This window comes from Pseudomonas sp. MPB23, from assembly GCF_046605395.1.
GTDB lineage: Bacteria > Pseudomonadota > Gammaproteobacteria > Pseudomonadales > Pseudomonadaceae > Aquipseudomonas.
The window spans coordinates 3,185,247-3,198,414 of the sequence record NZ_CP176771.1 but is presented as its reverse complement, the minus strand read 5'-3'; the positions used below and the strand labels follow the sequence as shown (position 1 = coordinate 3,198,414).

Below are 13,168 nucleotides of genomic sequence, written 5' to 3'. Positions count from 1 at the left end.
ATGCTTTTGTCGGCCGCCTCATTCCCCGGCCATAGCCCGCAGTTGCACAAGCTCCTGCTCCGCAATTGCCACGCCATGCTGCGCGGAATGTTCACGTTCGCGGTAACGACGTTCGCCCGGCATACGCGACAAGCCGGCTTCATGCATATGCGCCACCAGGGTCTGGGCACGCCGGGCAAAACTCTCACCCACGGACTTGCGCGGATCGATCACGATAATCAGTTGCCCGGTCCACGGCGTTTTCGCCCCGGGGTGCTGATCCCAGTCGAACTCAAACGAGAAATTGCCACCGGTCAGGGCGGCCGCCAGCAACTCCACCATCATCGATAGGGCCGAGCCCTTGTGTCCGCCAAACGGCAGCAGTGCCCCGCCGTTGAGGATGGCGTTGGGGTCCTGTGTCGCCAGCCCCTGGCTATCGACCCCCATGCCCTGCGGCAAGGTCTCACCCGCACGCGCCGCGATCTGCACATCGCCATGGGCCATGGCACTGGTCGCCATGTCGAACACGATCGGCGCGCTTGCGGCACAAGGCGCAGCGAAGGCGATCGGGTTGGTGCCAAACAGGGGTCGTCGAGCGCCATGGGGCACTACACAGGTCATGCTATTGACCACACTCAAGGCAATCAGCCCTTCCTCGGCGAAGGGTTCGACATCTGGCCAGAGCGCCGCGAAATGGTGGGAGTTGTGAATCGCCAACACGGCAATCCCGGCGCTGCGGGCTTTTTCCAGCAACAACCCGCGAGCAGCGGCCAGGGCCGGTTGGGCGAAACCGTTGCGGGCATCGACCCGGACATAACCCGAGGCCACATCTTCGACCACCGGCACCGCACGCCCATCGACCCAGCCGCTGGCCAGGGTAGAGACGTAGCCGGGCATGCGAAACACCCCATGGCTGTGAGCGCCGTCGCGCTGGGCACTGGCGCAGTTAGTGGCGAGGACCGCAGCGACGTCGGCCGAAGTGCCATGGCGCTCGAAAATAGCGCGCAGCAACACAACCAGATCGCTGAAAGCAATGTGCGCCAAGGCAGGGCGTGCAGGTGAAGACATATGAAAACTCCCAGGTCGAGGTCGGTCAACGCGATGGCCGTTGCAGGCATTTGACTATCCAGAGGTGACAGCAAACTGTCAATTGTTGACTTGATGACAGAAAACATTCATTTTCTATCGCAAGCAAAAAAGACAGCGAGTCGTACCGTGAGCCAACCGATCAAACAACGCCTTGAAAACAGCCTGTCTACAGCTGCCGCTTCCGGTCGGACGATTGCCACGTACATGCTCGCCAACCTGCATGAGCTGCCCTTTCAGACTGCCGCCGATATCGCCCAGAAACTCGGGGTCAGCGAATCGAGCGTCGGACGCTTTTGCCGTTCACTCGGCTACAGCCATTTCAAGGATCTGAAAAACGACCTGAAAGATGACCTCGGCGATGGCCCGTGGCTGGTGGGCGACCGGTTGCAAGAGTTCCGTCAGCAACAGAGCCACGACCCGCAAGGACCTTCACGCAGCCTGGAACTGGAAGTCGCCGCGCTGGTAAGCGTCTATGAACACAGCCAGACGCCGGCCTGGGATACCGTAGCCAAACGCTTGGCTGAAACACCCAAAATCTTCGTTGCCGGCTTTCAGACCGAACGCGGCATCGCCCTCTCGATGGTGCACCTGTTGCAGTACCTGCGCGATGGCGTGCAGGGGGTGGACGGCTCTGCCGGGCATTTCGGCGATGTATTGCTTAGCAACCCTGAACACACCGCCCTGGTAGTGTTCGAGGCGCGCCGCTATTCGCGCCACGCCCTGACCCTGTGCCGCAAGGCGCGGGCCGCGGGCATTCCGGTGACGCTGATCACCGACACCTTTTGCGACTGGGCCGAGCTGCACGCCGACGAGGTCTTTCGCCTGCCTACCGAATTCAATCTTTTCTGGGAATCGACGTCGGCGATGCTGTCGCTGGTTCACCTGATGGTCAACGAGGTCTGCAAGAAACTCGGGCCCGATGTTGAGAAACGCTTGGAAGCCACTGCCGCGCTACACAACGAGTTCGTGGGTTACACATCGTCACTCGCGAGCAAACAAGAGCAATAGGCCAGCAGATTGAGAGGCAACGATGAAACGAGTCATTCGCTTTGCAAGTGTGTGTGCAATATTCGCCGCCAGTGTCGGTATCGCTCAGGCTGACGTCTTGAAAATCGCCACTGAAGGTGCATACCCGCCCTTTAACTATGTGGATTCGGATAACAAGCTCCATGGCTTTGACGTCGATATCGCCCTCGCCCTGTGCGAGCGCATGCAGGCCCAATGCACCCTGGTGGCACAGGACTGGGACGGCATCATTCCGGCTTTGATGGCCAAGAAATATGACGCGGTGGTGGCGTCGATGATCGACACCGAAGAGCGCCGCAAGAAAATCAGCTTCACCCATCACTACTACAAAACCCCACTGTCAGTCGCGGTTCCCAAAGACTCGGACATCAGCGACGCGCAGACCCACTTCAAAGGGAAAACCGTCGGCGCACAATCCTCGTCCACCCAGTCCATTTATGCTGAAGACGTCTACGGCAAGGCCGGCGCCAATGTGAAGCTCTACCCGACGCTGGACGAGGCCAACAGCGACCTGGCGTCTGGTCGGCTCGACGGTGTGATTGCCGACAAATTCCCGCTCGCCGACTGGATCGACAAGGCCGGCAAGAGCTGCTGCAAAATGCTCGGCGACGTCAATGGCACCCAGGCCGACGCCTCGATTGCGGTGCGCAAGGAAGACGACGCGCTGCGTGAACGCTTCAACAAAGCCCTCGATGAAATCGTGGCCGATGGCACCTATCAGAAGATCTCCAGCAAGTATTTTGCTTTCGATATCTATCACTGATTCGTCGCCTCTGGAGCACTGACGGTCCACCCGCTGCCTGAGCCCAGTCTGGCCGGACGCGGGTGCGCCAGTGCTCATCCCACGATGTGCTTTCACGAGGGTTCGAGCATGATCGAACATCTATCATTGTTGTCGTTTGCCAGCGGTGGCTGGGGGCAAGCGCTGCTGGCCGGAGCGCTGGTGACCCTGGGGCTGGCGCTGGCCTGCCTGCCGGTCGGCTTGCCCCTGGGGCTTGGGCTGGCCTTGGCCGCCCGTTCGAAAAAACCCTGGCTGCGTTCATTCGCCACGCTGTTTTCCACGGTGTTTCGCGGCCTGCCGGAGTTGCTGACGCTGCTGATCATTTATTACGGCTGCCAGATTGGCGCCCAAAAAATCCTCGCCGCGATGGGCTACGAAACACAGGTCACCATCAATACCTTTCTGGCGGCCATGATCGCCTTCAGTTTCGTCTTTGCCGCGTTCTCCAGCGAGATCTGGCTCGGTGCGTTCAAGACGGTACACAAGGGTCAGTACGAGGCGTCTGCCGCACTCGGGCTGAGCAAGGCCACGACCTTTCGCAAAGTGGTGTTCCCGCAACTGGTGCGCATCGCCTTGCCCGGACTGTCGAATAATTGGTTGTCGCTGCTCAAGGACACGTCGCTGGTCTCCACCATTTCTCTGGTCGATCTGATGCGCCAGACCAACCTGGCGGTGAGCGTGACCAAGGAGCCGTTGTTCTTCTATGCCGTGGCCTGCTTTGGCTACCTGTTTTTCTCGGCGCTGTCGGGGCGCGCGTTCGCGTGGATCGAGCGGCACTTCAGTCGGCATCTGCGGAGCGCACGACCATGACATTGGAAAATTTTGCGCAGGGGCTGATCGACCTCGACCTGTTACAACGCTATGGCCCGCGAATGCTCGAAGGCTTGCTGGTCACGGGTAAGCTGGTGGCGATTTCATTCACACTCGGCGCCCTGCTCGGCCTGCTGATTGCCTTGGCCCGGGTGTCCAACAACCTGCTGTTGCAGCGCATGAGCGCGCTGTATGTCTACTGCTTTCGCGGCTCGCCATTACTTGCGCAGTTGTTCCTGCTGTATTACGGCCTGGGGTCATTCAAGGAATTTTGGCAAGACGTGGGGCTATGGTGGTTTTTCCGCGATGCGTGGATGTGCACGCTGCTGGCCTTCACCTTGAATACGGCGGCTTATCAGGCCGAGATTTTCCGCGGCAGCCTGCTCTCGGTCTCCCTGGGGCAGCATGAAGCGGCCAAGGCCTTGAGCCTGAAACGTTCAACGACATTCTTCAAAGTCATCCTGCCGCAATCGCTGTTGGTCGCCATCGGCCCGCTGGGTAACGAGCTGATTCTGATGGTCAAGGCCAGCGCCATCGCTTCGCTGGTGACCATTTACGACCTGATGGGCGTGACCAAGCTGGCCTTCTCGCGCAGCCTCGATTTCCAGGTTTACCTGTGGGCAGCCGTTCTTTATCTGCTGATCGTCGAAATCATCCGCCGCGTCCTCAAGCGCGTCGAAGCGCGACTTGGCCGCCATCTGCTTTGATGCCTGTCGTTTACCCGTCCTCCTGCACGACGTGTCACAAGGAATTTTTCATGCACTGCCAAACCATCGTTCTGGGCGCCGGGATTGTCGGCGTCTGTACTGCACTGCACCTGCAAGCGCGTGGCGTTCAGGTCATCCTGATCGACCGCCAGCAACCCGGAAACGGCACCAGCCATGGCAATGCCGGGTTGATCGAACGCTCCAGTGTGATTCCCTATGCATTCCCGCGAGAACTGACAAGCCTGGTGCGCTATAGCCTCAACCAGCAATCCGATGTGCGTTACAGCTGGCGCTACCTGCCCAAAGTCGCGCCCTGGCTGTTCACCTACTGGCAGAACTCGTCACCGACCCGGTTGAACCAGGCCGCTCGCGCCATGCTGCCGTTGGTGCAGCGTTGCGTGGATGAACACGATGTGCTGATCGAGGCCGCCGGTATGGGGCATCTGATCAAAGCCAATGGCTGGATCGAGGTGTTTCGCAATCAACCGGCCTTTAGCAAGGCTCAGGCCGATGCCCATGCCTTGCAGCCATATGGCTTGCGTTATGAAGTGCTGGACGGCGAGCAATTGCACGCCCATGAACCGTCACTGCGCGACCAGGCGGTGGGCGGCATTCACTGGCTTGATCCGAAAACCGTCAGCGATCCGGGAGCCTTGACCCGTGGCTACGCCGCGCTCTTTATCAAACGTGGCGGACGCTTCATCCAGGGCGATGCGCTGACCCTGAAACAGCTCGATGGCCGCTGGCAGGTGCAGACCGAACAAGGCCCGGTGAGTGCCGAACAGGCGGTAATCGCCCTCGGCCCACAAGCGCCCGAGCTGTTCAAGCCGCTGGGCTATCGTATTCCGCTGGCGATCAAGCGCGGCTACCACATGCACTACAGCTCGTTGGACGGCGCGCAGTTGCAGCACTCGATTTGCGATGCGCAGGGCGGCTATGTGCTGGCACCGATGGCTCAGGGGATCCGTTTGACCACGGGCATCGAGTTTGCCGAGAGCAGCGACCAGGCCAATGACATTCAGCTCAGTCGCTGTGAAGCCCTGGCGCGCAAACTCTATCCACTCGGCGAACGACTGGACCCCGAACCCTGGCTGGGCCGCCGTCCGTGCCTGCCGGACATGCGCCCGGTGATCGGCCCGGCGGCGCATCACCCCGGCCTGTGGTTCAACTTCGGCCATGCCCACCACGGCCTGACCCTCGGCCCGGTCAGCGGGCGCCTGCTCGCCGAGATGCTTACCGGCGCTCCTACCTTTACCGATCCGGCGCCTTACAGCGCGCAGCGATTCCACTGACTTGCGGAGCGACCGTCATGCCTGCGACCCCCCCCCTGCTTCACCTGCCCGGCAATATGGCGTTGCCAAACACGCGCACTGTAGTGGTCAGTATTGAAGGGCTGAACAAATTCTACGGCGCCTATCATGTCTTGCATGACATCGAACTGAAGGTGCGCGAAGGCGAACGCATCGTGCTGTGCGGACCTTCCGGCTCTGGGAAATCCACCCTGATCCGCTGTATCAACCGCCTGGAAATCGCCGAGAAAGGCCATATCCGGGTCAACGACACCGACCTGGCGCTGAACACCCGCCAGGCGGCGCAGGTGCGTAGCGAGATCGGCATGGTGTTCCAGCACTTCAACCTGTTCCCGCACCTGAGCGTCCTGCAAAACTGCATGCTGGCGCCAATGTCGGTGCGTGGCCTGTCGCGCAAGGAGGCGCAAGAGCTGGGCCGTTTCTATTTGAACAAAGTCGGCATCGAGAGCCAGGCCGACAAGTTCCCCAGCCAGTTGTCCGGTGGACAACAGCAGCGCGTGGCCATTGCCCGAGCGTTGTGCATGAAACCGAGGATCATGCTGTTTGATGAACCGACCTCGGCCCTCGACCCGGAGATGGTCGCCGAGGTGCTGGATGTGTTGGTCAAGCTTGCCGACACCGGTATGACCATGCTCTGCGTCACCCATGAAATGGGCTTTGCCCGGCAGGTCGCGGAGCGGGTGCTGTTTCTCGACGGCGGCCGGATCATTGAAGACAGCCCACCAGAGGCCTTCTTCAATCGGCCGCAAAGCCCCAGGGCGCAGAGCTTTCTTGCGCAGATTCTGCATTAGCGCTCAGCACACCTGGAGCAACGGCATTACCGGGCGAATCGTTGCGCCATCAGCGACAACAATCGATCATCCTGTCCCGCCGCGCCAGTGACCTGCAGCCCCACTGGCATCCCCCGCACCAGCCCCACCGGCAGGCTGATTGCAGGTAACCCGGTGAGGTTCCAGGCACTGGTATGACTGAGCAAGGCGGCGCGCACATCCATATCCTGCGCGCCCATCTGCACCGCACGGGCATCCACCGGCGTCGCCGTGATCGGCACGCAGGGCGAGACCAGCAAGTCATAGCACTCGAAGACCTGCGCTATCGCGGCCTTGAGCCGTGCCTGGCTGGACTGGGCGCGGATGTATTGCCAGCCCCTGACTTCACCCGACAACTCGAGGCGCTCGCGCACCTCGTCCTCGAACAGGTGCGGCGCACACTGCATGCGCTCGGCGTGGACGTTGAAAGCCTCGGCACGTTGCAGCATCAGCAAGGTCGCTTTCATTTCGGCCGACAGCAGCGCCAGTTCGTCAACCGTTTGCAGGCCCTCGTCAAAGAGCTGTTGCGCCGCCTGGTACACCTGGCTGTCCAGCTCTGCGTCAACCGGGCCGAAGCTGCCGGATGTGATCCAGCCAACCCGCAACGGTCTGGCGTCAGTCGACGCTGCACACCGCCGCCCGGCGATCACCTCGTACACCAGGCGCGCGTCCTCGACAGAGTTGGCGATCGGGCCCACGTGGTCGAGACTCGACGCCAGCGGGAACACGCCCTCCAGCGGCACGCTGGCAAACGATGGCTTGAAGCCGACCACGCCGCACAACGCCGCGGGAATACGGATCGACCCTCCGGTATCGGTGCCCAGCGCCAGCGGCACCATACCGCTGGCGACTGCGGCGGCGCTGCCGGCACTCGAGCCGCCGGTGATGCAGGTGGCGTCCCAGGGATTGCGCGCAGCGCCCTGCAGCGAGCGGTCGCCCGTCGGCCCGTAGGCGAATTCATGCGTCAGGGTCTTGCCCACGATCACTGCGCCGGCCTCACGCAAACGCTGCACGCACACCGCATCGCGCTCGGGTTTGAAACCGGCGAAGTGTGCCGAACCGTAAGTGGTGACATGGTCGAACGTATCGATGTTGTCTTTGACCGCGACCGGAATACCCTGCAGCGGCCCCAGGTCCAGGCCCTGTTTGAATAGTTCATCAGCCTTGCTCGCCTGCGCCAGCGCCACGGCGGCATCGACACAAACGAAGGCGTTCAGGATCGGGTTCAGGCGCTTGATGCTGTCAAGGGCCGCCTCGGTCAGTTCGACACTCGTCAGGCTGCCGGCACGAAGGCGCTGAGCCAGATCAATGACCGATTGCCCGCAAAAATAGCCCGCATGGGTAGGCTTCGTCAGCTTCATACACACATCCATCACACTGCGGCGGTTGAAGGGGAAAGCGCAACGTGCCGACTGCCGGGACGCACCATCAGCATCGCCCCCATGCCCAGCGCCGTGGCCACCGCCGCCGCGACGAACATCGACGAGTAGCCATAGCGAACGGTCAAGTAGCCGGTCAGCATCGGCGCGATGAACGAGGCGGTGTTGGCAATGAAATGGGTCATGCCGCTGTAGGCGCCCACGCGGTTCGACGGTGCGGTATCGATCACCACGGCCCAGTAGACCGAGTTCGGTAGCGCATTGAGGGCGTTGGCCACCGTCATCAGGGCAATCACACCCCACACCGTCTCGGCCTGCGATACCAGGATGAAGCACAAGGTGGTCAACAACAGGCACGTCGCGGCCAGCCAACTGCGCGCCACCTTCAGGTTGCCGGTGCGGCGTAGCAGCAGGTCGGATATCTTGCCGCCCAGCAACACGGTGAAACAGGCACCGGTCCACGGGATCATGCCCATGTACCACAACGACGACAGGTTGTAGTGAAACTCGTCCTGCAGGTACTTGGGGGTCCAGGTCAGCAGCAGGAAGGTCACATACACGAACGAGAAATAACCGACAGCGTTGAGCAGCAGGTCCTTGTTCTTGAAGAAATGCCACACCGGCGTAACGCTGGTGCCAGGAGGCGAGGCCGCGGTCTGCGCCGCACGCTCCTTGTGCAAGAACTCAAGCTCGGCCTTGGACATCCGCGGGTTCTCATCCGGGGTGTTGGTGAAGCGTGTCATGAAGAAAATCAGCAGCGCCAGGCTGATCACGCCCAGCACCACGAACATGCTGCGCCAGTCGCCGGTCAGGGTTTGCAGGCCCACCGCCACCGGCGCCGTGAGCAGCGCGCCAAGGGGTGTGCTCAGCAGGCCGACCGAGACCACGAAGCCTCGCTCCTTGGGCGTCGCCCAGTTAGCCACGCTCTTGTTGATCACTGAATACGCCGGGCCTTCGGCAAAGCCAAACAAAACGCGAATGGTGGCGAAACCGGCCATGGCCGAGCCGCCCATGAACGCAAGCCCAAAGTCACCTGCAAACGCGGTGGCAATCTCAAAGATCGACCAGGTACCACCGGCAATCAGCCAGATGCGCTTGGCACCAAAACGGTCGGCCAGAATGCCGCCGATCAGCGCGCCGAGAATGTAGCCGTAGCCGAAAAAACCCAACACATTGCCCCAGTCAGCCTTGTCGAAGCCGTACTCGGGAAGAATGCTCGCCGAGGCATAAGAAATCGCGCCACGGTCGATGTAGTTGAGCAATGCCATCAGCATGATCAGGAAGAAAATCTGGTAGCGCAAGCGCGGGATAGCGGGACTGTTCATAGGATCTGACTCTTCAAATGACGGCAGAAGTCAAAAAATCGGCCGCGTCCGGCGTATTTTTATTGTTTTACCCAAACGTTTGGGTTGGCAAAATGTAGAGATTGAAAAAGTGTTAGTCAATCGTTTGGGTAAAGATTTATTTCGAGGGCTGGCGCATCGATTGAGATAGAATCGCGCGCCGGAAATAAAAGCTTGGAAGCCTCTCAGACATGCCGAATCAATCTCGCCCCGCCACACTGAAGTCCATGGCGACTGCTCTCGGGGTACACGTCTCTACGGTGTCGCGCGTGCTCAATGGCGACCCGGCAGGGGTGGAGCGCGCGGCTTCGGCTGAGGTTGTGGCACGTATTCGTGCGTTGGCCAAAGAGCTGGATTATCAACCGAACACGCAGGCATCCAACCTGAAGTTGCGTAAAAGTCAGGAAATCTGCGTACTCATGCCACGCCTCACCGACCTGGTGATGGCGACCATTTACGACAGTATCGACAGCGCGGCCGAGCAAGCGGGCTATCTCACCTTCGTCTCCAACACCGACGACCAGCAGGTGCGCCAAATGGCACGTGCCGAGCACGCTTTACGCCGTTCGGTGGCCGGGCTGATCGTCGGTGACTCTCACGTGGGTGAAACCCAGCCATTGCTTGACTTGCTTCAACGCAAACACATTCCCTACGTGCTCGTCAGCCGCCAGATTGCCGGGCACCTGACGGCGGGCAGCGACGACGAAATGGGCGGCTGGTTGGCGGCCGAACATCTGTACCAACAGGGCTGCCGCGAGGTAGCGATATTGGCCGGCGAACGGCACGCGTCCACCGGCGCAGATCGGACCCGTGGGTTCATCCGTTATTACCGCGAGCAAGGTATAACACTGCGTCCAGAGTGGATCCTCAATGGCCGTTTTGACAGCCTCACCGGGCACCAGCAAGGCGAGTATCTGCTGGGACTCAACCCTCCCCCGCAGGCGTTTTTCGCGGTCAACGACTTCCTCGCCATCGGCCTGATGGGCGCGGCGCGTGACAAGGGGTTGGAACCAGGCAAGGACATTGCCGTGGTGGGTTTCAACGACATCCCGCTGGCCAAGGAACTGTTCGTGCCGCTGACCAGCGTGCGCCTGCCGCTGGCGCAGATGGGCGTGCATGCGGTGGAGTTGCTGCACAAGCGCATTCAGGGCGAACCCGCCGAGTCGATTATCCTGGCGCCGCAGTTACAGGTACGGGCCAGTTCCTCGCGGTTGCGTCGCACTGACTGACAGGCCGGTAGCCACGTCCATCAGAACCGCACTTAAACGAGCACGTAACATCGCCAGTGTCTTCAACCGCGTCCGATGAACGAACGCAATCCCCCTATCGGCGTAGTGATTGGCTGAAACAGCGATGGTAACCTCGCCGCCACGTTCGCCAGACATTAAGGGATGGAGGCGAAAATAGAAGCCCTGAAGCCGCGAACCTTCAGGGCTTTGATTTTTAGGCCGCAAAAAAATATGTCGGTGATCGGGGTATTGGTAATCCATCTCTGGTAGCCGCCACAGACTTTCCCCCCAGGGGTGATCATTGAGCCTGGACCCGAACCATGATCGGGTTCCGCCAGGCCACGCCTCTTTCGAAATGACGCTCTCAGTCAACTCTGACCGTTGTGTACAAGCAACCGCAACGCTCTGCTTTTAAAGTTGAAGCGCCAGGGGATGCACACCCCAGCTCACAACTCCAATAATAGAGCGACGTCAATGAGACTGACACCATCCTTGCCAGCGTGCCTGGCACTCAGCTTCGTATTCTCTGCTGCCAGTGCCGCGGACGGCCCTCCTCCGCCCACCGTCAGCCAGCCCAGCGGTATCAATCTGGGCGGCACCAGCTTCTACGACGGGTTCGCCGGGCCACCTGGGCTGACGCACCAGACGTATCTGAAGTTCAGTACGTCCAGCAGCATTCGTGACAATGGCGGCAAGGACAACCGCAACTTCGATAACCCGAAGATCAATGTCATCACCTTGATCAACCAGTTCAGCTATTACTCGCCCGACACCATTGGCGGCGGCGCGCATCTGGGATGGAGCCTGTTGGTTCCGGTGGTGTCCCTGGACGGCGACTTTGGCGACAACGGCGTCAAGCTCAAGGACAACGGCGTCGGTCTGGGTGACATCACAGCAGGTCCCCAAATCCAGTTCGACCCGATCGTCAACGCCGAAGGCCGGCCGGTGTTCGTGCAGCGGGTTGCCTTCGACACCATCCTGCCCACGGGCAAGTATGACAAGCACAAGGACTTGAACCCCGGCTCCAACTACTTCTCCTTCAACCCCTACTGGGCCGCGACCTGGATGCCGGCGCCGCGCTGGGAAATGAGCTGGCGCTTGAACTACCTGTACAACTTCAAGAACGACGACCCGGCCAGCAGCTCGGCGCAGGTCTTTGAAGGGCAGTCAGTACGCGACACCCAGGCGGGGCAATCGGCCTGGGCCAACTTCACCGTCTCGTATGAGGTGTTCCCGAAGGTCTCGCTCGGGATCAACGGCTATTACTTCAGGCAAATCACGGATGACCAGGCCAACGGTGACCGCTTGAGTAACTCGCGCGAGAAGGTATTGGGCATTGGCCCGGGCCTGTTCTGGAAAATCAACGAAGAGCAGGCTTTCTGGCTCAATACCTATAAAGAGACCGGCGTGGAAAACCGTAGCAAAACGGATTACGCCATGCAGGTCCGCTACGTCCACAAGTTCTGACTGAGGTGATATGTGATGAATGCGCTCGACGCCATCGACAGCAAGAAATCACTGGGCGCGATCTGCCTGATGATGGTCATTTCCCTGGGAACCTTGCAAATCCAGCCCATCCTGGGCGGCGCGTTGATTGATCAATGGGGGCTGCCGCTCAATGCCATCGGCGCGATCTTCGCCGCCGAGCTGATAGCGATGGCTGCGGCTTGCGGCCTCTGTGCCCTGTTCATGGCGCGGGTCGACCGCCGCCGTTTTGCGCTGGCGGCCTTGCTGATCCTGGCCGCCGGCAACCTGGCGAGCACGCAACTGCACAGCCAGGCTTGGTTGGTGGTGTTCAGGATCATCTGCGGTGCCAGCGGTGGCGCGGTCATGGCAGTGGTGTATGCGACGGCCGCGCTGCGCCGGTCGAAAGACGCGACGTTTGCGGTCATCAATATCGGCAACCTGCTCTGGGGCATGCTGCTGGTGACGTCCATGCCGATGCTCCTGCAAGCCTTTGGCGTGCAGGGCGCGTTTTACGTGCTGGCCATCACCAGCCTGCTCGCGGCGCTGGGTTGCTGGAAAATCCCCAGGCACTATCCTGATGCCCATCGCATCGCCCATGGCGCGGCTCAGCCGTTCGGGTTGACCGCCGTGCTGCTGATCCTGTTGTTTGCGCTGTTGTTTTTCGGGCACTCCGCGCTGTGGGTGTATCAGGAACGCATCGGCAAGAGCATTGGCCTGGAACCCCAGCAGATCGGCGCCATCCTCGGCGGCAGCATCCTCGCCGGCGCCCTGGGCGCGGGGCTCTCCGGGTTGTTGGGACGCCGCCTGGGCCTGTTGTTTCCGCAACTGCTGAGCTTTGGTACGGCATTGCTGGCGACCCTGGTGATGGTCTACGGCGACAGTACCGTCGCATTTGCCGCCACGGCGTGCCTGATCCATATGGTGTGGTTTTTCAGCCTGCCTTACCTGCTGTCGATGGCAGCCGAACTGGACCCTTCCGGTCGATTGGCCGGCCTGGGCAACGCGGCGATTTTTGTCGGCCAGGGGCTGGGCCCGTTTGGCGCCGCGCTGGTGGTCGGCGAAGGGCATTTTCGCGCGGTGGGCTGGCTGGCAGCCTCGGCGTATGGCGTGGCCTTGATCATTTCGTGCGTGGTGGTGGCGCGCTTTCGGCGAGGCGCCAAACCTCGCACGCAAGCCCTGTCACCGCAATCGGCCTGAATACCCTGCCCTGACGTGAACCCACTGGATCAATGAGATGAC

Annotated in this window: 12 protein-coding genes; 9 read left to right on the top strand and 3 right to left on the bottom strand. The window is 60.8% G+C overall.

Annotation, left to right across the window (positions count from 1 at the left end):
- Positions 1-18: 18 nt before the first annotated feature.
- Positions 19-1,047, bottom strand: coding sequence for an Ldh family oxidoreductase (locus tag ACLH0J_RS14920; RefSeq protein ID WP_411392579.1), 1,029 nt, complete (start codon positions 1,045-1,047; stop codon positions 19-21).
- Between the two features lie 147 nt (positions 1,048-1,194).
- Between ACLH0J_RS14920 and ACLH0J_RS14915 the strand changes: the two genes are divergently transcribed.
- The 6 genes from ACLH0J_RS14915 to ACLH0J_RS14890 all read left to right on the top strand — a co-directional run bounded on the left by ACLH0J_RS14915 (position 1,195) and on the right by ACLH0J_RS14890 (position 6,493).
- Positions 1,195-2,076, top strand: coding sequence for a MurR/RpiR family transcriptional regulator (locus ACLH0J_RS14915; protein WP_411392578.1), 882 nt, complete (start codon positions 1,195-1,197; stop codon positions 2,074-2,076).
- A 22-nt stretch (positions 2,077-2,098) separates the two neighbouring features.
- Positions 2,099-2,857, top strand: a complete 759-nt coding sequence (locus ACLH0J_RS14910; RefSeq protein ID WP_411392577.1) for a transporter substrate-binding domain-containing protein — start codon at positions 2,099-2,101, stop codon at positions 2,855-2,857.
- 108 nt (positions 2,858-2,965) lie between these two features.
- Entirely contained in the window at positions 2,966-3,685 is a 720-nt protein-coding gene (locus ACLH0J_RS14905; RefSeq protein WP_411392576.1) for an ABC transporter permease, read from the top strand.
- On the top strand, positions 3,682-4,392 hold the full coding sequence (locus tag ACLH0J_RS14900) for an ABC transporter permease (protein ID WP_411392575.1): 711 nt from the start codon (positions 3,682-3,684) through the stop codon (positions 4,390-4,392). The genes ACLH0J_RS14905 and ACLH0J_RS14900 overlap by 4 nt, the downstream gene beginning before the upstream one ends.
- A 50-nt stretch (positions 4,393-4,442) precedes the next feature.
- Complete coding sequence (locus ACLH0J_RS14895; RefSeq protein ID WP_411392574.1) at positions 4,443-5,684, top strand: NAD(P)/FAD-dependent oxidoreductase; 1,242 nt, start codon at positions 4,443-4,445, stop codon at positions 5,682-5,684.
- Between the two features lie 56 nt (positions 5,685-5,740).
- Positions 5,741-6,493, top strand: a complete 753-nt coding sequence (locus ACLH0J_RS14890) for an amino acid ABC transporter ATP-binding protein (RefSeq protein ID WP_411392828.1) — start codon at positions 5,741-5,743, stop codon at positions 6,491-6,493.
- A gap of 26 nt (positions 6,494-6,519) precedes the next feature.
- Here the strand turns inward: ACLH0J_RS14890 and ACLH0J_RS14885 are convergent, their stop codons facing one another.
- Positions 6,520-7,872 carry an amidase gene (locus ACLH0J_RS14885; protein WP_411392573.1) on the bottom strand — a complete coding sequence of 451 codons (1,353 nt, stop codon included), beginning with the start codon at positions 7,870-7,872 and terminating at the stop codon, positions 6,520-6,522.
- Positions 7,873-7,883: 11 nt separating this feature from the next.
- The gene (locus ACLH0J_RS14880; protein ID WP_411392572.1) at positions 7,884-9,215 is read right to left on the bottom strand and encodes an MFS transporter; all 1,332 of its coding nucleotides are present in this window, start codon (positions 9,213-9,215) and stop codon (positions 7,884-7,886) included.
- 245 nt (positions 9,216-9,460) lie between these two features.
- Here ACLH0J_RS14880 and ACLH0J_RS14875 point away from each other — a divergent pair, with 245 nt between their 5' ends.
- The 3 genes from ACLH0J_RS14875 to ACLH0J_RS14865 all read left to right on the top strand — a co-directional run bounded on the left by ACLH0J_RS14875 (position 9,461) and on the right by ACLH0J_RS14865 (position 13,126).
- Positions 9,461-10,462 carry a LacI family DNA-binding transcriptional regulator gene (locus ACLH0J_RS14875; RefSeq protein WP_411392571.1) on the top strand — a complete coding sequence of 334 codons (1,002 nt, stop codon included), beginning with the start codon at positions 9,461-9,463 and terminating at the stop codon, positions 10,460-10,462.
- A gap of 474 nt (positions 10,463-10,936) precedes the next feature.
- Positions 10,937-11,929: a transporter gene (locus ACLH0J_RS14870; RefSeq protein WP_411392570.1), complete on the top strand. Its 993-nt coding sequence runs from the start codon at positions 10,937-10,939 to the stop codon at positions 11,927-11,929.
- 15 nt (positions 11,930-11,944) lie between these two features.
- The gene (locus ACLH0J_RS14865) at positions 11,945-13,126 is read left to right on the top strand and encodes an MFS transporter (RefSeq protein ID WP_411392569.1); all 1,182 of its coding nucleotides are present in this window, start codon (positions 11,945-11,947) and stop codon (positions 13,124-13,126) included.
- Positions 13,127-13,168: the final 42 nt, after the last annotated feature.